Origin of the sequence: Sinorhizobium numidicum (genome assembly GCF_029892045.1) — a bacterium.
Taxonomy (GTDB): Bacteria; Pseudomonadota; Alphaproteobacteria; order Rhizobiales; family Rhizobiaceae; genus Sinorhizobium; species Sinorhizobium numidicum.
Map to the genome: position 1 here is coordinate 1,580,242 of NZ_CP120367.1, position 18,210 is coordinate 1,598,451.

An 18,210-nucleotide genomic window follows, 5' to 3' on the forward strand; every position below is an offset into this window, starting at 1 on the left:
GAACCCATGCGCTCGAAGGATGGACTCCCGGCGGCGATTCATTCTCAACGGATAATCGCCGCGTTTGCCGAACTTGACGTTTGGCACCGGAGTCTTTTAAGAGGGTGTTACTTTATAACATATTAGTGGGGCCCCCATGTTCAAGACTCTTCTGATGGCAACAACGAGCGCGCTCCTGCTCTCCAGTGTATCGCCCACTCTTGCTGCGGACGACGTCGTCGATATCGCCGCTCCCTTCGAAATCACCGGTCTCGATCCAGCGAGATCTGGCGACATCTTCCTGCGAATGAGCATCGTCGAGACGCTCGTGGAGGCGGATGGTGAAGGCAAGCCGATACCAGCTCTTGCACGTGAATGGACCATGTCCGAAGACGGTCTGATCTGGCGTTTTTCCCTTGAGCCTGGTGTGAAATTCCACGACGGCACCGCGCTGGAAGCGGCCGCCGTCGCAAACGTGCTGAACATTGCGCGCGGTAAGCCGGGCCTCTTGAGCAAAGCGCCGATTGAGGCCATTGCCGCAGATGGGGACGATACCGTTGTCATCACGCTGACTAGACCCTTCACGCCGCTTGTCGCTTTCCTTGCGGAAAGTCGCGCCCAGATTCTAGCCCCGGCGGCCTATCAGGGCGCCGACGTGAAGTCGATCATTGGAACCGGGCCTTACAAGCTCACCTCACTCGAGGCACCGCAGAAGCTCGCCGTCGAACGGGTTGCGGACTATTGGGGAGAAGAGCCGGCGATCGAGAAGGCCACCTATCTTTCGGTCGGACGCGCCGAGACCCGTGCGCTCATGGCTGAAAGCGGCGATGCGGACTATGTCTTCAATCTCGATCCGGCCAGCCGGACGCGCCTTTCCAAGAGCGGCAAGGTCGAACTCCTGTCGGTATCCATTCCACGCAGCGTGCTTATCAAGGTCAATGCCGGCCATGACTTCCTCAAAGATGTGAAGGCGCGCCAGGCACTGAGTCTTGCCATAGACCGCGAAGGACTGGCCGCGGCAATCCTGCGCTATCCCGCCTCGGCCACACAGCTCTTCCCGCCGAGCCTCGGTCTGTGGCACGACGCGGATCTGGCGCCGCTCGCCTACGGTCCGGAAGTGGCCACGTCGCTCCTCGCTGAACTCGGCTGGAAGCCCGGCGACGACGGCATACTGGAAAGAGACGGCAAGCGCTTTGCGCTGACGCTCACGACCTATCCCGACCGGCCGGAACTGCCGCTGATCGCCGCCGTGCTGCAGGACCAGTTGAAGGAGATCGGCGTGGAGCTCGCGATCAACTCGACGAATTCCAGCGAAGTGCCCGCCAAGCATCAGGACGGCAGTCTCGAGCTCGCGCTGATGGCCCGCAACTTCGCCCTCGTGCCCGACCCGATCGGCACCATGTTGTCCGACTATGGCCCAAAGGGTGGAGACTGGGGTGCGATGAACTGGTCGAATCCCGATTTCGACGAAGCGCTCGACGAACTGACCCACATCACTGACCCGTCGGCCGGAGAATCGCTGCGGCAGAGGGCCGTGTCCATCATGCAGACCGAGCTGCCGGTGATCCCGGTCGCCTGGTATCAGCAGACCGTCGCCGTTTCGTCCGAACTCGAAGGTGCGACCATCGATCCCTTCGAACGCAGCTTCGGCCTGAAGACCATGCGGTGGGCACAATGATCAAGGCAATCTTCAACCGCCTGCTGCAAGCGGTTCTGGTCGCTCTTTTGGTCGGGCTGCTGACCTTTGTCATGGCGAGATCTCTGCCTGGCGATCTTGCCTATCGCATCGCCGCTGGACGCTATGGCTATGATCTGGTCGGCAGCGCCGCCGCGGCCAAGGTGAGTGCGGAACTCGACCTCGGACAGTCCGCGCTTGCTGCGCTCGGCCGTTGGTTCATGGACCTCGTCCGGCTCGATCTGGGAACATCTCTCGTCACCGGCGCGCCGGTCATCGACGAAATCTCCCATCACCTCGGCCATACGATCAAGTTGTCTGCTGCGGCAATCCTGCTTTCCTTGCTGATCGGTCCTCCACTTGGCATTTTCGCGGGTTTGCGGCCGGGCGGCGTCCTCGACCGAGGTCTCCTGCTGGTCTCGACGGCCCTGAGAGCCTTGCCTCAGTTCGTCGTCGGCCTGATCCTGATCATCGTCTTCGGCCTGATGCTGCAGCTTCTTCCAACGGCCGGTCATGACCGCGGCGGTCACCTGATCCTGCCGGCACTGACGCTAGCGCTCGGCTTGGCTGCGGTATCCAACAGGGTCGCTCGCGACGCCATGCTGTCGGTCTCGCGCTCGCCCTACTATACATTCGGGCGAACCAAGGGCTTGAGCGGATGGCAGGTCTTCCTTCGACATGGGCTGCGCAACGTCGCCGTTCCCATCGTCACCTACCTCGGCATCCAGTTCGTCTATCTGGTCGAAGGCGTTGTGGTGGTCGAAACGCTGTTCGCCTGGCCCGGCATCGGCCACGCACTCGTCCATGCGATCTTCGGGCGCGACGTGCCGGTGATCCAAGGAACGGCTTTGGTCATGGGCCTGATGTTCGTGGCGCTGAATGCGCTCGTGGATGCGCTCTGCCATCTGACCGACCCGAGGCGCGCGGCATGACGGTCCTTGGGTATGTTGCGCCTCGTCCGAAGAAATGGCCGCTGCGCCGGCTTGCCGGTCTGGCCATCCTCGCTGCCCTTCTCGTCTTCGCCCTGCTGCCTCTCGTCATCGGCGGACCCGACCCGCTGAAGCAGACGCTTCGATTGGCGTTGAAGGGGCCGAGCGCAGCCGACTGGTTTGGCTACGATCATCTCGGCCGCTCGATGTATGCGCGGCTGACGGCCGCGTTTCGCCTGTCCCTCGGCCTTGCCGGCGTTGCGGTCGTCACGGCGATCGTCCCCGGCGTCCTGCTCGGCGTTCTCGCTGCCTGGCGCGGCGGGGTTATCGATCGGATCGTCTCGACCGTGTCCGAAGCCTTCCTCGCGCTTCCCGGCCTGTTGCTGGTCCTGATGCTGGCAGCCATAGTCCCAGATCAGCCAATCATGCTGTATGTCGGCATCTCGCTGGTCCTTTGGGTCGAATATTTCCGCATCACGAGGGCTCTCGCCCGCCCACTTCTTGCCTCGCCAGCAATCGAAGCGTCCAGGCTCCTCGGCTTCGGGCCGCTCTACATCATCCGCCGCCATCTCTGGCCCGAGATCGCCCCCATCCTTTTGACCGTCGGTGCCCATGGCGCGGCCACCGCCATCATGGCGGTCGCGGCACTCGGTTTCGTCAGCGTGGGCGTTCGACCGCCCACTCCGGAACTCGGCGCCATGATGACCGAGCTTCTTCCCTATTACGAAGAAGCACCGCATGCCCTTCTGCAGCCGATCGCGGCGACCTTCCTGATGGTTCTCGCCCTGCAGCTGATCGCCGGAAAGGACAAGCCATGACCGGGCTTCTCAAGGTCGAAAACGCTGCCGTTGATGCTGCCACGGGGCGGCTCGTTGAGCTCGTATCGTTTACCCTGACGGCCGGACGGGCCTTCACCATTCTCGGTGAGACCGGCTCGGGCAAAAGCCTGCTTGCGCAAGCAATCATGGGTCTGCTGCACGAAGGGCTGAGGGCCAGTGGATCGGTCGTCATCGATGGCGACGCCATCGATCTGTCCGAACCGTCCAAACATAGAGCGCTCTGGGGCCGGCGGGTCGGGATCTTGCCGCAGGAGCCTTGGCTCGCCCTCGATCCGACCATGCATGCAGTCGGGCAAGTTGCCGAGGGCCATCGTTTTGTCCGCGGCTTGTCGGCTGCCCATGCGAGACAAAAGGCCGAACAGGATCTGGTCGAGCTCGGCTTGGCCGACGCCTTCGGTAAGTTGCCGGGCGAACTCTCCGGCGGGATGGCGCAGCGCGTCGCCTTCGCGGCCGCCCGGGCGGGCGGCGCGAACATCATCATCGCCGATGAACCGACGAAAGGGCTGGATGTTGCCCGTCGCGACGAGGTGATCGCTCTTCTGATGCGGGAGGTGGAGGCCGGCGGCGCCGTACTGACCATCACCCACGACCTTGCCCTCGCACGGCAAATGGGCGGCGATCTCGCGGTCATGCTCGATGGCCGTATCATCGAGTTTGGCGAGGTAGCCCGTGTTCTCAGTGATCCCACTCACGAGTACACCAGACGTCTCATCGCCGCGGATCCTCAAAATTGGCAGCCGCGCCACCGCCAGAACCTGGCCGGCAAGGACATCGTGGTCGAGGTGCGCGGCATCGCCAAAATGCGCGGCGGCCGTCAGCTGTTCTCGGACCTATCATTCGAGGTCAGAAAGGGAGAAATCCTCGGCATCACCGGACCGAGCGGCTCTGGAAAGAGCTCGCTTGGCGACCTGCTGCTCGGACTGTTGAAACCCGATCGTGGCAGCGTGCACCGCACGCATGCCGAAAGTCCTGCCCGCTATCAGAAGATTTACCAGGATCCGCCCTCTGCCTTCCCCCAACGGATCACGATCGGCGCGGCACTCGACGATCTCATTCGCCTTCACAAGCGCGACGCGTCGCGGATCGGCCCGCTGATGGAACGGCTGAGACTGGCAACGGACCTGCTCGGGAGGCTGCCGGGCGAAGTGTCGGGTGGCGAATTGCAGCGATTCGCCCTACTGCGCGTGCTCCTCCTCGATCCGGTCTTTTTGTTCGCGGACGAACCGACATCAAGGCTCGATCTTATCACGCAGCAGGAGACGATCGAGCTTCTGATCGAACTCGCCGGTGAGCGGAACTGCGCGATCCTGATCGTCAGCCATGACGCGGCTCTTATCGACCGCATCAGCCACCGACGAATGGCGGTCGCGGGAGAGCGAGCCCTCACCGATAACGGTCCGCAACCAAGCGCCGAATTTCACCACACCCTGTGAATCGCCGAATGTTGGAGATCATCGACGTCCACTGGACTATGATCGACGCATTGTCACGACGGGACGAATATCATGAAAGCACGCATCAAATGGGTTGAAGACCGGAGCTTCATTGGCGAGTCTGCGAGCGGCCACAAAGTCCTATTTGGGACGGCTTTTGGGCCGGAGGGGCGAACACCGGGTCCAAGCCCCATGGAGTTGGTGTTGCTCGGCACCGGTGGCTGCTCGGCCTTCGACGTCGTTCACATTCTTGAAAAAGCCCGCGAGGCCATCGAGGACTGCGTCGTCGAGATCGACGCGGAACGTGCGGAACAGGACCCAAAAGTCTTTACCCGCATTCATATGCACTTCGTGATCAAGGGGCGGAGCCTGGCAGCGAACAAGGTCGAACGTGCCATCACACTGTCGCTCGAAAAATACTGCTCGGCGTCGGCAATGCTCGCAAAGACTGCCACGATCACCCATGACTTTGTTGTCGTTGATACTGCTGCGACGAGCACGACTTAGTGCCGATAACACTGTAGTCACGTCTACAGCGTCGTACGTCTGAATCGGTTCCGATTCAAGAAACAGGCACTAGTGGCGGCGGCTCTGACTCGTGCAGCAAGCCGGATCTTAGCAAGGGCGCATATCCAGGGCCTTAGTCGCCAGCCTCTGCAATGCGAGAGAAGGCTGCAAGGACCGTCCGCTCCGAACGCGCAAGATAGGCTTCAAGCGAGGCTGCAGCCTCGACAGTCTTCCCCGCCTCGAGCTGCGCGAGAATGGCAGCGTTCAGGTCGACATAGGGAGCGTGCAGGAACTCAGGGTCGTCCAGCAGTCCGAAGCTCAAGCGCAGTTCGGCAGCGATTTGACCATAGAAGGCGTTCAGCCGCGCACTGTCCGCGAGGTCGACGATCGCTGCGTGGAAAGCCATGTTGGCGCTGCCGACACCAACCCAGTCGCTAGCCGCCCGGCATTCGAGAGCCGTCTCGACCGCCCGCCGCATGCGGGGCACCGCCGGATGCTGCGGATAGGCCTGCTCCAGCGCCCGGCACTCGATCAATCGACGAACGCGGTAAATGTCGATGATAGACGCCATGCTCGGCGTCGACACGAATACGCCCCTGTTGGGCTCATGCCGCAACAGGCCTTCCTTGGTCAACAGCCGGAATGCTTCTCGCAGTGAATTGCGCGAGACCTCGAGATCTGAACTGAGGCTCGCCTCGGACAATCGCTGGCCGGGCTTCAATTCTCCTGCGATCAGCTTATTGCGGATCTGCTCCGCCAGTCGCGGCGCCAAAGTAAGTGCTGTATCCTGCTGTGTCATAAGTCCTCTCGGCACGCGTAAGCCCGATGCGCCCTGTGCCTGAACGCACCAATATCGCAGTTAATACCTGTATTAAAACCGGCTGCAATCGCCGCAATGCCGCCGCCACCGACGCAGGAGCATGTTCCTAAAGCCTTTCGCGAAGCGGGCGGAATATCGTCGAAGGGCGCATTGCTAGCAAGCATTCGCCCCGGCTCGGTCGCGAGATTTGCCCAGGATGAAGGCATTTTGTGCTCATCTATGCCGCGAACTGCCCAGTATCTGCACATCTTTGTAGAACGATGCAATAAAATCGTTGAACAATATTGACAGAATTGTGAAACGCGGCGACGCTGCAATGGCGGATCAGCCCAATCGGCTTGGGGTGACGTTCTTGGTCAAGGAGATGTCTCATGGAGCAGCATTCTTTTTCCTCCAGCAGCGCCGCATCGGCCGTTGCCGAAATGCCGCCGGGTCAGGCGATCGTCTCGCCCCTGGATACCATTAGGTCCCGTCGCGCCTCTCTGACAGCGGCCATCTTCCTCATGGCGACCTCGGCCATCGGTCCCGGCTTCATCACCCAGACAGCGACCTTCACGACGAAGCTGGGGGCGGCTTTCGCCTTCGGCATTCTCGCGTCGGTCCTGATCGACTTCGTCGTTCAGCTGAATATCTGGCGTATCGTCACGCTCACCCGAATGCGGGCGTCCGATATTGCCAACGCAGCAATCCCCGGCACCGGTTATCTTCTCGCAGTGCTCGTGATCATCGGCGGGCTGTTCTTCAACGTCGGCAATATCGGCGGCACGGGCCTTGGCCTAAATGCCCTGACCGGTCTTGACCCCAAATGGGGCGGAGCGATCAGTGCACTTGTCTCGATCGGCATCTTCCTGTCCAAGCGCGCAGGGGTGGCAATTGACCGGTTGATCGTCGTTGCCGGCGTGATGATGATCGCGCTCACCCTCTTCGTCGCCTACGTCTCCTCTCCGCCGCTCGGCGAGGCGCTGCGTCAAACCGTGCTTCCCGACATCGTCGACTTCGCCACCATCACCACCATCGTCGGCGGCACCGTCGGCGGCTACATCACCTATTCAGGCGCGCACCGTCTGCTCGACAAGGGAACGGTCGGCATCGAGAACCTGGGCGCGGTCAACCGCGCCGCCCTGACGGGCATCGCCGTTACGGGCGTCATGCGCTATGTGCTCTTCCTCGCCGTTCTCGGCGTGGTGGCGAGCGGCATCGTCATTGACGTTTCCGGCAAAGGCGCAAACCCCGCCGCCCAGGCCTTTCAGTCCGCTGCCGGTGACCTCGGCCTGCGCATCTTCGGCGCCATCCTTTGGGCGGCCGCCATCACGAGTGTGATCGGCGCCGCCTATACTTCGGTGTCGTTCCTGACCGTCTTCAAAAAGAACATTACCGAGCGCGCCCGCAACCTCGCGACGGTCGTCTTCATCGGTATCTCGCTGTTCTTCTACCTGATTATCACCACGCCGCCCGCGACCATGCTCGTCTTCGTCGGCGGCCTGAACGGTCTGATTCTGCCGATCGGCCTCTCAATCTTCATCTATGCTGCCTGGGCACGGTCCGACCTGATGGGCGGCTACCGTTATCCCCGCTGGCTGCTTGTACTCGGCGCACTGGTGTGTGGACTGACGTGGTACATGGGCTACAAGTCGGTCGGCCCAATCTTTGCACTCATCAATCCGTGAAGAGGTAAGGACCATGACGACGATCGATCTCAACAGTGACCTCGGCGAAAGCTACGGCGCCTGGCGCATGGGCGACGACGAGGCGATGCTTTCCATCGTCTCCAGCGCCAACGTCGCCTGCGGCTTTCACGCCGGCGACCCCGCCGGCATCCTGAAGACTGTGAAGGCGGCGGCGCAACGGGGCGTCTCGGTCGGTGCCCATGTCTCCTATCCCGATCGCGTCGGCTTCGGCCGGCGCGACATGGACGTGACGAGCGCCGAGCTCGTCGCAGACGTCATCTACCAGATCGGCGCGCTGCAGGGCATCGCAGCGGCAGCCGGCACGCGCGTCCGTTATGTTAAGCCGCACGGCGCGCTCTACAACCGCATCGCCACCGATCCTAAGCAAGGTGCCGCCGTGGTGGAGGCGATCAAGACCGTCGACCCGTCGCTGGTGCTGATGGGGCTCGCCAACGCTCCGATCCTCGACCTTGCCCGCAGTTCCGGTCTGAACGTGGTCGCCGAGGCCTTCGCCGACCGTGCCTACACGCGGGAAGGCCACCTCGTCTCCCGCCGCGAGGCGGGTGCCGTGCTGCACGACGCCGCGGCCATCGCCCGCCGCATGTTGCGGCTGGCGACGGACGGCACGATCGAGGCGATCGACGGGAGCGTGATCCGCATAGACGCGAAATCCATCTGCGTGCACGGCGACAGTCCCGACGCTGTGGCGATCGCGCGCGAGATCCGCCGGACCTTCGAGGCCGAGGGCATCGCCGTCGAAGCCTTCCTGCCACAGACGGCCGCGCGAGGGAGGACCGAATGAACGCAAGAGAAAGTCTTCGCCGCATTGATGCTGCAGCAGCCGGTACCGCTCGCGCCCGCTATCGTGCGGGCGCGATCGAGCCGACATCCGGCGTTGCGCCCGGCTTCACCCAGGCGAACATGATCGTGCTGCCGCGCGACTGGGCCTATGACTTCCTGCTCTATGCCCAGCGAAATCCGAAGCCCTGTCCGGTGCTCGACGTCACCGACGCGGGTTCTCCGAAGACCATCCTTGCGCCCGGCGCGGACCTGCGCACTGATCTGCCGCTCTACCGTATCTGGCGGAACGGAGAGCTCGTTGAGGAAACGGCTAACGCCACCACCGCTTGGGCCGAACATCCCGACCTCGTCGCCTTCCTGATCGGCTGCAGCTTCACCTTCGAGACGGCCATGGTAGAGGCCGGCATTGAAATCCGTCACATTACCGATGGGAGCAACGTTCCTATGTATCTGACCGACCGGCCCTGTCGCCCTGCCGGCAGGCTGCACGGCAACATCGTCGTCTCCATGCGGCCGATCCCGGCTTCGCGTGTCGCCGATGCCGCGGCCGGCCGCTTCCCTGCCGTGCACGGTGCGCCGGTGCATGTCGGCGAACCGGCACTGCTCGGTATCCGGGATCTGGCGAAGCCGGAGTTCGGCGATCCGGTTCGCGTAGAGCCGGGCGAGATCCCCGTCTTCTGGGCCTGCGGCGTCACGCCCCAGGCGGCGGTCATGGCCTCGGGCGTGCCCTTCGCCATCACCCACGCGCCGGGGCATATGTTCATCACCGACGTTCCCGACTCCGCCTATCACGCCTGAGGTCACGATGCGTTTCCTTCCCGTCAGCCTGACGACGTTTCTCGTGGAGCTTGCCGACCTCGATGAAACGCTGGCGCTCTTCGCCTCGCTTGAAGCCGATCCGCTCTATGGCGTCGAGGAGATGGTGCCGGCCGCGCGCACGCTGATGATCCGCTTTCGGCCCGAACGCGTAACGGCGGAAGAACTGGCGGGCGCCATTGCCGCCCGCGATCTCTCCGCCCGCGCCGCTCCTTCCAAGCGGCTCGTGGAAATTCCTGTGCGCTACAACGGCGAGGACCTGGAAGAGGTTGCCCGGCTGACGGGGCTGAGTGTCGAGGACGTGATCCGGCGCCACACGCAAAGCGAATTTACGGTTGCCTTCTGCGGCTTTGCCCCGGGCTTCGGCTATCTCGTCGGCGGCGACCCGGCCCTTCATGTGCCTCGCCGCCAGACACCGCGCACGCGCATTCCGGCGGGCTCCGTCGCGCTCGCCGGGGCCTTCAGCGGCGTCTATCCGCAGGCGAGCCCTGGCGGTTGGCAGATCATCGGCGTGACACCGCTCAAGATGTGGGATCTGACGCGCGATCCGCCGGCGCTTCTCCAGCCTGGCACCCGTGTCCGTTTTTACGACCTCTCGAAGCGAGCCATGCCGGCGAAATCCGTGTCCGCGCAAGCCCGGAGAGACGCGGGCAAGGGAACGGGAACTGGGAGCGGAACGCGCTTCACGGTGCTCGCCGCCCCCATCCCGGCATTATTCCAGGATCTCGGCCGCTTCGGCCTAACGGGCCAGGGCGTCTCAGCCTCCGGCGCGCTCGACCAGGGGGCGCTAAAGGCGGCCAACCGCACGGTTGGAAACCCGGCCGACTTCGCCTGCCTTGAGATTACACTCGGCGGCTTCTCCTTTGAAAGTTCCGGCCGCGCCGTTATCGCGCTCGCCGGCGCCTCCTGCCCCATCACGGTGCGGGATCGATCCGGGGATAGCTTCGAAGGCGCGATCTGTCGGCCGATTTCGCTCGAAGCGGGCGACGTGGTGATGCTCGGCCAGCCGCCGAAAGGCATGCGCTGCTATCTCGCAGCGCGCGGCGGCTTCGAAGTGCGCACGGTTCTCGGCAGCGCCGCGAGCGACACGCTCGCCGTCGTCGGACCGGAACCGGTGGCGGCGGGCACGGTCCTGCCGATACGGCAGCCAAACGCGCCGATGGAAAGCGTGTCACTTTCGGAAGTGCCTGTCGAAGACTTGCCGGCCGCCGGCGATACGGTGACGCTTGATGTGGTCATGGGCCCGCGCACGGACTGGTTTACCGAGACCGCCATCGCTCGGTTCAGCGAACAGTATTGGCTGGTGACGCCACAGTCGAGCCGCGTCGGCATCCGGCTTCGGGGCGAGGTGCCGCTGGAGCGCATCGACAGGGCGGAATTGCCAAGCGAGGGAACGGCGACCGGCGCAATCCAGGTGCCTCACAATGGGCAGCCCGTGCTCTTTCTCGCCGATCACCCGCTGACGGGCGGTTACCCCGTCATCGGCACGGTCGCCGAATACCATCTCGATCTCGCCGGGCAGATTCCGGTCAATGCAAGAATAAGGTTCCGACCCGTCACACGCTTCGCCGAAATCCGGTCTTCGCAGCGTGACGCAAGCGGCAGGGAATGAGGAGACATCCATGAAGAAAGTGCTGATCGCCAACCGTGGCGAGATCGCCGTGCGCATCATCCGCGCCTGCCGCGACTATGATGTCGCCTCCGTCGCCGTCTATGCGGACCCCGACATGGATGCGCTCTTCGTGCGGCTTGCCGAGGAGGCGTATGGTCTCTCGGGCAACCGCCCGGCCGAGACCTATCTCGACATCGCCAAACTCATCGAGATCGCCCGCCGCTCAGGCGCGGATGCCGTGCATCCGGGCTACGGGTTCCTCTCGGAGAGAGCGGAGTTCGCCCGCGCCGTGATCGAGGCCGGGCTAACTTGGATCGGACCGGATCCGCAGGTGATCGAGGCGCTGGGTGACAAGGTCGAAGCCCGCCGTATCGCCGAGAGCGTCGGCGCGCCGCTGGTGGCTGGCAGCGACGGCCCCGTCGAAAGTGCGGCGGAAGTCGTTGCGTTCGCCGAAAAGCACGGTTTTCCCGTCGCCATCAAGGCCGCCCATGGCGGCGGCGGACGGGGCCTGAAGGTTGCGCGGCGCCTGGAGGAGGTCGCCGAACTCTACGCGTCCGCCGTGCGAGAGGCGACGGTGGCATTCGGCCGGGGCGAATGTTTCGTCGAACGCTTTCTCGACCGGCCCCGCCACATCGAGGCGCAGGTGCTCGCCGACCGCCATGGCAGCGTGCTGGTGCTCGGCACCCGAGATTGCTCGCTGCAAAGGCGCAACCAGAAGCTCGTGGAGGAGGCCCCTGCCCCGTTCGTCACGGATGCCCAGCGCAGCGCCATCCACGATGCGGCCAAGGCGATCTGCGCAGCCGCCGGCTATACCGGCGCCGGAACGGTGGAATTCCTGCTTGGAGCCGACGGCACCATTTCCTTCCTCGAGGTCAATACCCGCCTTCAGGTCGAGCACCCGGTAACCGAGGAGACGACCGGCATCGACCTCGTCGTCGAGCAATTCCGCATTGCCGATGGCTTGGCACTCCCGATGACCGAGACGCCCGCGCCGCGCGGCCATTCGATCGAGTTCCGTATCAATGCCGAAGACCCCGGCCGCGGCTTCCTGCCGACGCCGGGGCGGATCACCGCCTTCGAGCCCCCCTCCGGCCCGGGCGTCCGGCTCGACAGCGGCGTTGTCACGGCATCGGCCGTTCCGGGCGTCTTCGATTCGCTGATGGCGAAGCTGATCGTAACCGGCGCGACGCGCGAGGAGGCGCTGAAGCGTGCTCGGCGGGCGCTCGCGGAGTTCCGCATAGAAGGCGTGGCGACCGTCCTGCCCTTCCACCGCGCCGCCATCGAGGCGGAGGATTTCATTGGGACCAACGGCTTCAGGGTCCATACCCGCTGGATCGAAACCGATTTCGCGGATATGCCGCAGGCCGACGCCCGGCCGGAACGCGTGCCTGACCCTTCGCTGGTGCGCACCCACATCGAGATCGACGGCAGGAGGCACGAACTCGCCATTCCCTTCGGTCTCTTCTCAGGCTTCACCGCATCTGCGCAAGCGGGGGACAGCGCTGTCGCCGTCGGTGCAACATTTGATCCAGCCGATCTGACGGCCCCGATCGCCGGCACGCTGCAGGCCTGGAAAATCGCCGACGGAGACAAGGTCCGACAGGGCGACCTCATCGCAGTGATGGAAGCGATGAAGATGGAGACGCAGATCACCGCACCCCGCGACGGCACCTTCCGCGTCGTCGCTGCGGAGGGCAGCTATCTCCGGGCCGGCGCGGTCCTCGGGCGTTTTGAGCGTTAAGTGTGGGTGACAGAGGGTTCCGGCTTCAGCTCTGGGCAGCGGTTCTTGCACCGTCAGGGGTTTCGCAGGCTGGGGACATCCGAGTGGATCCGCGCGCCGCTAAGTCATAGGCGTCTGGACTGCCGCTACTGCATGTTTCCATAGAAAGCCCCCGCAATAGTCGAGCAGCTAATAGCGATCGAGCACAAATCAGAGTGCAATTTACCACAGCGCCGTGCGTCTTTTCAGACGCGTGGACGCGGCGAGTAGCGCAACCTTTCACGCCGGAGTAGAGCAGACTAGTTGTCCGGAACCAATGGCGGTTGGCTTGGTGGCGCCTCAGCGCCTGGATCTATCGCTAGCAGGCTCATCACGAGAGCAATGAGGATGCAGATAAGCACTATAAAGGCGATGCCAGCTATGTCGGTGCGCCTTGGCATTCCCTATCTGCGGCTTTGAATGTGAGAAATTCGAGGCACCCGCCCCGGCTGTCACCCGGCGTGCGGGTTTTTTGCAGGTCTGGCAAAAAATTCAGTTCCTATGCTTCACGTCCGAGTAGAGCACCTGATAGCTCGCCAGCCTCATAAGCTGTAGGCCGCAGGTTGGCAAAGCCTTCGAGAGATTTGTGCGGCCGAGGGCATGCCGTCCGGGGAAGACGGCGACACCTGGGTGCCCGAGAACAAAGATCAACAAAGAGAGCGCTCGTGCTGAGGTGAAGCGGAAGCTCTGCATGCGAGCTGGCGAGCGCTCTATTGGGGCGGTAGCTTAGGGACCCAGGGAAGCGTTTCGGCCGCGGATGCGGATCTCAATGCGCCGACGAGACTCAACGTTACCGGCCTCTCCCGTGGTCAATCTGTCTCCCGGCAAAACGAGTTGCGCAGCTGACATCGGCAGGATGGTGGCGCCGTTGAGCTTGTGATCGGCCCTCAACACATTGGCGACCGCCATTGCCCTCGCCAGGCCAAGTCCAGCATTATCGGCAGCCGTTATTTCGGCAATCGCTTTCTTTCCGCCGAGGATGTCAATGAAGTCCTGATCGAGATCAGATGCAGCACGCGAAATCGGCTGCTCGTCCGTGTGGCCGATTACTTCGATGATGTCGACCTCATATTTCCGCAAGCTTTGAGCAATCTTGCTTGCAATGGATCCCCGCAGCTTTTCCTCGAATGCTCTTGTCAGCTGCGCGCTGCCTGATCGGAAGAAATATCCTTCAGCTTCGCTCAGATTGATGATCGGAGGCCATTCGTGCGGCTTGGCGTCCGCCTGCTTTCGTTCGACTGCCAAAAGATCCCGTAGCCGCTTTTCCAACGCCGGCGCGTCAGCAGTAGACAATCCACCGTCCTGCAAGACGGCGACAGCTTTTTCGAGTTCCGCCAGCCGCTCCGGCGACAAGCCTTGGTCGCGGAGCCGTTGCACGGTTCCACGCGCCACGACCAGGTCCCGCCATTCCTTTTCGAATTTCTTTCTGTCCGCGGGCGATAGGCTGACCGATCTGAGCTGCATTTCCAAGACCGCAATCTTTGTGTTCAGCTCCTTCGTTATCGCCTGCGTACCGATCGCCTCCTGCCGCAGTTCCGCAATCTGCCTCTGCGCGGCTTGGAGCTTCCTTTGCGCCTGTAGTGCCTTGTTTCGTTCAGCGTTTATGATGGCGGCTGCTACCAGCAAAAGGCAGAAGACGAGCAGCAGCATGGACTCGGCCATGGTTAGGCCAAGTATCAGTCCCCTGTTGTAGCCCCTATGCTCGAGCTTCGTGGCTGGCTCCGAAGTTGCTACCATCGCCTGAACCACCCTCGCCTGGCCTCCGGCTCGGCACTTTCCGTCTCGCCCAATGCTGCGGCATCCGCAGCCCGTCCGGGCGCTTCATCTTGGCTTCCGGTATCCGTCCGCACGTTCTGAGCAGCAAGACGCGATGACATCAGCTCAATACGGCTTGTCTGAGTGGCCGCGGAAGCGGACGGAGAGCCATTAGGGTGGTTTTCAGGCGCGGCGGGATGCAATCCCGGCGGCATAAGCCGACCAGAATCAAGCGACGTGATTTTCTTCTGGAGTTCATCCAATGCCTTGGCGCCGTTTGCCGTGGCATTCGAAGCCCTCTCTAGGTCGTCCGCGACCCTGTCCAATTTCGTCGCTGTCTCGCCCAGGGGCCTAAGCGCCTCCTCCGTTCTCTCCGCCTGTTCACGATCATGGACGGCAAGGTCTTCCATACGTTTGAACTGAAGGTCGCTGAGTTCCTTGATCGAGGCCAATATTGGCTGCAGCTCATGACGAAGGATCTGGTCAGGCAGGCGCATCTCCTCCAGCCTCCTGCCGACAATCTCGACGGCTCTACCGAAGGCATCGATCTTCTCCGATAGCCGGTTCGTCGCCGCATCAAGTCTCGATGATGCGGTTTCCAGTATATCACCGGTCGCTCGAGCTCGTTCCTCAAGAATCCCGTTGTTCGCCTGCGCTATCTCGGCCAAATTTTCCGCGGCATCCCGGACAGGCCTAATTGCTTCCTTGGAAAGCGCCTCGATGGCTTGCCGGATGGCTTCGCCATTCCGCTCTGCCTGTCGCGCGATCTCTTCAAAGCCTTCGGACAGCATCTGATTGCTTGCCCGGCGGTAGCTGGAGAACTCGCGAGCGGATGAATCGAGCTCCGTCCTAACCCGGCGCGTCATTTCCGCGAGCTCGTGGCGGACGCTGCGTTCTATGTCGATCGGATCCCGGCGCATCTGATTGAAGAGAATGCGCAATGTGATTCCGACGATCGTCGATGTGACCGCTACGCCGAAATTGCGGACTATCTCATCGATGGAACCCTCGCCAGCGAACCGATAGAGGGACACCCCTAGGCTGGAGAGGGTGAACAGAAAGCCCATGTAGTAAAGGTTGTCGCCCGCTTGCTCGTTGTGAAGGCGCAGCCCGTTGGAGGCAAACGACAGCGCGAAGTAAACGAGCATCAGGCCGATCGGCACGAAGGTGACGAGGGTCGTATGCCAATCGAGCAGTTTGGCTGTCCAGATGAAGATCATCCCGCAGAAAGTAAGCAAGGCGAAGATGAACAATGGACCCTTGCTCTGGACAAACGTCTGCAGCTCCTCGCGCCTAGCCACTATCGAACCCCCTCTAACCGGGTGAAGCGCTCCATCTGACCGCCATTCGCGCCGATCCACGCAGTCCAGAATTCGGCCAGCTCCACAGTGTCAAACTTTAGGCCCGGCCGCTGAAACCCAAGAATACGAACCGATATACCAGCGAGTGACGTGCGAAATTGATCGCGAGCGCCGCTCCTCTCGAATGTCGCGTAGTCGGCGCCGTCTCTGTAGACGGAAAAGGCAGCGGTGTGCTCGAGCATGTCCGAAGCAATGATCAAGCGCTTGGGAATTTGGCGATACTGCGGTGCACCGAATGCTTCCAGGTTGATTTTCTGAATTCCCGCCATGATCGGCGATTGCTTCGCCTCAGTGCCTTCAGCGATCCTCTGCGAGATCTCGTTCAACGGCTTTTGAAAGCCCCTCTCCCAGCGATCTTGAGCGAGCCGCGGGTTGCTGGTCCATTCATCAACATTTTCACCATTGCCGGGATTACATCCGCTGAAAGTTCGGCCAAGCTCGCCCTCCTGCTCGGTGAGAGCATACACCTGAATCAGGCCGCCGACCGACACGGACGAAACGAGCTCCTGGAACTGGTTTCGCAAGTCGAGAGCTGTCGGTTCTGAAATCGGGTCCGTCACGTCAAGAAGAACGGCCGTGATCTCGTTTGGACCTTCGACGGGGCAGAGCGTTGCCGCATCCAGTTTCGGATTTGAACTTGCCCTTACTTTTAAGAAGACGAACCCGCCAAGGAGGCCCAGCGACATGACGCCAAGTATCACAGACGCTAGTATGAGGGCCGCTGATTCACCGGATTTACGCCGCCTGCGCCTGGCCATTTATACCCTCCGGAAACAGGTTATCGAGTTGATGGTATCGGTCGATCGCAGTCTCGAATTCAGCGCCAATCCTTTTCACCTGGACCGATAGCTCGGCCTGTGCAGTCTGTATCCTTTGTGCAAGCTCCCTGTCGTTCCACTCCTCGAATACATGTTGTGATGGATTCAATCGATCCATCTCGTATGGAGCCGAAAAATACTTGGGTTCGGGCTCCGTTCGAGCCTGGCGGTTCGCCTCCCGGTATATTGTAAGCAACGAGTTCGCTGCGCGCTCCAGCTGGTTTTGATGCTGGATGAACAGCTCGGCGCCTCGCGAGCGATGCGAGATAATCGCCAGCGCCTCCTGACGCCTCATACTGAGGTCGCGAATTATCTGCTCTACTTTTTCATTGTGATCGTCGCGGATATCTCTGAGGTCATCGATAAGGTCCTGCTTGCGATCAATGTACCGTTGGCGAGCGATGTGGAGCCGCTTCTGCACGCCAGCAAATCCGGGATAAGGATCGGTTAGCAGGCAGCCGTCCACGAAAGCGATTGCCGAAAACATGAGGCCGACGCCGAACAACATCCATGAGTTCAGTTCGCTGAGCGTTAGGGGGCTTTCCGATAGCCGCCGCATCACCTCTGTCCCCGCCAGGGATAACGTGGTTGCCGATGCCTCTCGATAATGAGCCAAGGCCAGATTGATCCCAATTGCGATAGCGCAATAGGCAACAAGGCCCAGGAGGCCAAGGAACTTAGGAAAGAAGCCTCTGTGAACGAGATACCGGACGCAGAAGAAAGCGAGCAAAACCGCTGAACCGATGTTGAGGAAGGCGAACGTGAACGCCTCGGTTATCCCTCCTACTAGGCCCTGCTCGCTTCCCCTTGCCAAAAAGTTGCCGTTCAGGGCCGTCTCGAGAAAAAGCAACAGCACCAGAAGCGACACTTTGAAGCCCCAGGCCGCAGAACTCGTAACCTTTGCGGCCCTGTCGAGCGAGTGCTTCTGCTTAAAACTCGAGAGCTCGTCTTCCGCTATCTTCAAATCCCGCCTCAAGCCATGTAGCTCGTCGACGCCGCTTGCGACCTCTGCCTTGAAATCGGACAGGCTTGACGCATTAGCCTGCCGGATTAAGCCAAACTGACCCTCAAAATCCAGATTTCGCAACCGATCGGAGAATGTGTGGAACTGGTCCTCAAGCAGCTGATACGAGGTCTTCTTTTCTTCTTCGACCTTGGCAACTATCCTCTGTTCCACGTCGTCCAGCGCGCGCGCCGACTTGACAGGCCGATTGGCGGCGCCGTTTTCGGTTCCCCGCTCATGCAGTTCCAATGATCGGCTTATTTTTTCAACATCGAGGATCGGAAAGATGTCAGTCGAAGCTCGGAAGTCATGGTTCGACTCCCGAATGGATTCCCACAAGCGATTCAGGGCTTCAAAGCGTGCTGCCATCTGTCAATTCATGATGTGGCGAAGACTATTGACCATATTTTGGTAGCGCATCGCCTGTTTAAGGTCC

The 18,210-nt window shown here is 61.7% G+C and carries 15 protein-coding genes; 10 read left to right on the forward strand and 5 right to left on the reverse strand.

Annotated features, from left to right (window positions below; all coding sequences use genetic code 11):
- Positions 1 to 136 precede the first annotated feature (136 nt).
- The 5 genes from PYH37_RS07585 to PYH37_RS07605 all read left to right on the forward strand — a co-directional run bounded on the left by PYH37_RS07585 (position 137) and on the right by PYH37_RS07605 (position 5,362).
- Entirely contained in the window at positions 137 to 1,657 is a 1,521-nt protein-coding gene (locus tag PYH37_RS07585; protein ID WP_280730818.1) for an ABC transporter substrate-binding protein, read from the forward strand.
- Positions 1,654 to 2,586 carry an ABC transporter permease gene (locus PYH37_RS07590; RefSeq protein WP_280730819.1) on the forward strand — a complete coding sequence of 311 codons (933 nt, stop codon included), beginning with the start codon at positions 1,654 to 1,656 and terminating at the stop codon, positions 2,584 to 2,586. The genes PYH37_RS07585 and PYH37_RS07590 overlap by 4 nt, the downstream gene beginning before the upstream one ends.
- Positions 2,583 to 3,401, forward strand: coding sequence for an ABC transporter permease (locus PYH37_RS07595; protein ID WP_280730820.1), 819 nt, complete (start codon positions 2,583 to 2,585; stop codon positions 3,399 to 3,401). The genes PYH37_RS07590 and PYH37_RS07595 overlap by 4 nt, the downstream gene beginning before the upstream one ends.
- The gene (locus PYH37_RS07600; RefSeq protein ID WP_280730821.1) at positions 3,398 to 4,855 is read left to right on the forward strand and encodes an ABC transporter ATP-binding protein; all 1,458 of its coding nucleotides are present in this window, start codon (positions 3,398 to 3,400) and stop codon (positions 4,853 to 4,855) included. The genes PYH37_RS07595 and PYH37_RS07600 overlap by 4 nt, the downstream gene beginning before the upstream one ends.
- 72 nt (positions 4,856 to 4,927) lie before the next feature.
- Positions 4,928 to 5,362, forward strand: a complete 435-nt coding sequence (locus PYH37_RS07605; protein WP_280730822.1) for an OsmC family protein — start codon at positions 4,928 to 4,930, stop codon at positions 5,360 to 5,362.
- A gap of 133 nt (positions 5,363 to 5,495) precedes the next feature.
- Here PYH37_RS07605 and PYH37_RS07610 read toward each other — a convergent pair whose 3' ends face one another.
- Positions 5,496 to 6,161 (reverse strand): GntR family transcriptional regulator, encoded by a 666-nt coding sequence (locus PYH37_RS07610; RefSeq protein WP_280730823.1) that lies wholly within the window; start codon positions 6,159 to 6,161, stop codon positions 5,496 to 5,498.
- A 443-nt stretch (positions 6,162 to 6,604) separates the two neighbouring features.
- Between PYH37_RS07610 and PYH37_RS07615 the strand changes: the two genes are divergently transcribed.
- From PYH37_RS07615 to PYH37_RS07635, 5 genes are read left to right on the forward strand one after another with little or no spacing between them, the layout of a single operon-like run.
- A complete protein-coding gene (locus PYH37_RS07615) occupies positions 6,605 to 7,849 on the forward strand; it encodes an NRAMP family divalent metal transporter (protein WP_280732440.1) in 1,245 nt (414 codons plus the stop codon).
- A gap of 13 nt (positions 7,850 to 7,862) precedes the next feature.
- Complete coding sequence (locus tag PYH37_RS07620; protein ID WP_280730824.1) at positions 7,863 to 8,651, forward strand: LamB/YcsF family protein; 789 nt, start codon at positions 7,863 to 7,865, stop codon at positions 8,649 to 8,651.
- The gene (locus tag PYH37_RS07625) at positions 8,648 to 9,448 is read left to right on the forward strand and encodes a putative hydro-lyase (RefSeq protein WP_280730825.1); all 801 of its coding nucleotides are present in this window, start codon (positions 8,648 to 8,650) and stop codon (positions 9,446 to 9,448) included. Before PYH37_RS07620 ends, PYH37_RS07625 begins: the two co-directional genes overlap by 4 nt.
- Before the next feature lie 7 nt (positions 9,449 to 9,455).
- Positions 9,456 to 11,078 carry a 5-oxoprolinase subunit B/C family protein gene (locus PYH37_RS07630; RefSeq protein WP_280730826.1) on the forward strand — a complete coding sequence of 541 codons (1,623 nt, stop codon included), beginning with the start codon at positions 9,456 to 9,458 and terminating at the stop codon, positions 11,076 to 11,078.
- A 10-nt stretch (positions 11,079 to 11,088) separates the two neighbouring features.
- Complete coding sequence (locus PYH37_RS07635; RefSeq protein ID WP_280730827.1) at positions 11,089 to 12,819, forward strand: acetyl/propionyl/methylcrotonyl-CoA carboxylase subunit alpha; 1,731 nt, start codon at positions 11,089 to 11,091, stop codon at positions 12,817 to 12,819.
- A gap of 744 nt (positions 12,820 to 13,563) precedes the next feature.
- Here PYH37_RS07635 and PYH37_RS07640 read toward each other — a convergent pair.
- From PYH37_RS07640 to PYH37_RS07655, 4 genes are read right to left on the reverse strand one after another with little or no spacing between them, the layout of a single operon-like run.
- Entirely contained in the window at positions 13,564 to 14,574 is a 1,011-nt protein-coding gene (locus tag PYH37_RS07640; RefSeq protein WP_280730828.1) for an OmpA family protein, read from the reverse strand.
- Positions 14,568 to 15,893 carry a hypothetical protein gene (locus PYH37_RS07645; RefSeq protein WP_280730829.1) on the reverse strand — a complete coding sequence of 442 codons (1,326 nt, stop codon included), beginning with the start codon at positions 15,891 to 15,893 and terminating at the stop codon, positions 14,568 to 14,570. Before PYH37_RS07645 ends, PYH37_RS07640 begins: the two co-directional genes overlap by 7 nt.
- Complete coding sequence (locus tag PYH37_RS07650) at positions 15,893 to 16,711, reverse strand: hypothetical protein (RefSeq protein WP_280730830.1); 819 nt, start codon at positions 16,709 to 16,711, stop codon at positions 15,893 to 15,895. Before PYH37_RS07650 ends, PYH37_RS07645 begins: the two co-directional genes overlap by 1 nt.
- The gene (locus PYH37_RS07655; protein ID WP_280730831.1) at positions 16,689 to 18,143 is read right to left on the reverse strand and encodes a hypothetical protein; all 1,455 of its coding nucleotides are present in this window, start codon (positions 18,141 to 18,143) and stop codon (positions 16,689 to 16,691) included. The genes PYH37_RS07650 and PYH37_RS07655 overlap by 23 nt, the downstream gene beginning before the upstream one ends.
- Positions 18,144 to 18,210: the final 67 nt, after the last annotated feature.

What these genes read in the sequence shown, in the direction of transcription:
- PYH37_RS07585 (WP_280730818.1), top strand. Translation starts at nt 137, where the DNA reads ATGTTCAAGACTCTTCTGATGGCAACAACGAGCGCGCTCCTGCTCTCC.
- PYH37_RS07590 (WP_280730819.1), top strand. Translation starts at nt 1,654, where the DNA reads ATGATCAAGGCAATCTTCAACCGCCTGCTGCAAGCGGTTCTGGTCGCT.
- PYH37_RS07595 (WP_280730820.1), top strand. Translation starts at nt 2,583, where the DNA reads ATGACGGTCCTTGGGTATGTTGCGCCTCGTCCGAAGAAATGGCCGCTG.
- PYH37_RS07600 (WP_280730821.1), top strand. Translation starts at nt 3,398, where the DNA reads ATGACCGGGCTTCTCAAGGTCGAAAACGCTGCCGTTGATGCTGCCACG.
- PYH37_RS07605 (WP_280730822.1), top strand. Translation starts at nt 4,928, where the DNA reads ATGAAAGCACGCATCAAATGGGTTGAAGACCGGAGCTTCATTGGCGAG.
- PYH37_RS07610 (WP_280730823.1), bottom strand. Translation starts at nt 6,161, where the DNA reads ATGACACAGCAGGATACAGCACTTACTTTGGCGCCGCGACTGGCGGAG.
- PYH37_RS07615 (WP_280732440.1), top strand. Translation starts at nt 6,605, where the DNA reads ATGCCGCCGGGTCAGGCGATCGTCTCGCCCCTGGATACCATTAGGTCC.
- PYH37_RS07620 (WP_280730824.1), top strand. Translation starts at nt 7,863, where the DNA reads ATGACGACGATCGATCTCAACAGTGACCTCGGCGAAAGCTACGGCGCC.
- PYH37_RS07625 (WP_280730825.1), top strand. Translation starts at nt 8,648, where the DNA reads ATGAACGCAAGAGAAAGTCTTCGCCGCATTGATGCTGCAGCAGCCGGT.
- PYH37_RS07630 (WP_280730826.1), top strand. Translation starts at nt 9,456, where the DNA reads ATGCGTTTCCTTCCCGTCAGCCTGACGACGTTTCTCGTGGAGCTTGCC.
- PYH37_RS07635 (WP_280730827.1), top strand. Translation starts at nt 11,089, where the DNA reads ATGAAGAAAGTGCTGATCGCCAACCGTGGCGAGATCGCCGTGCGCATC.
- PYH37_RS07640 (WP_280730828.1), bottom strand. Translation starts at nt 14,574, where the DNA reads ATGGTAGCAACTTCGGAGCCAGCCACGAAGCTCGAGCATAGGGGCTAC.
- PYH37_RS07650 (WP_280730830.1), bottom strand. Translation starts at nt 16,711, where the DNA reads ATGGCCAGGCGCAGGCGGCGTAAATCCGGTGAATCAGCGGCCCTCATA.
- PYH37_RS07655 (WP_280730831.1), bottom strand. Translation starts at nt 18,143, where the DNA reads ATGGCAGCACGCTTTGAAGCCCTGAATCGCTTGTGGGAATCCATTCGG.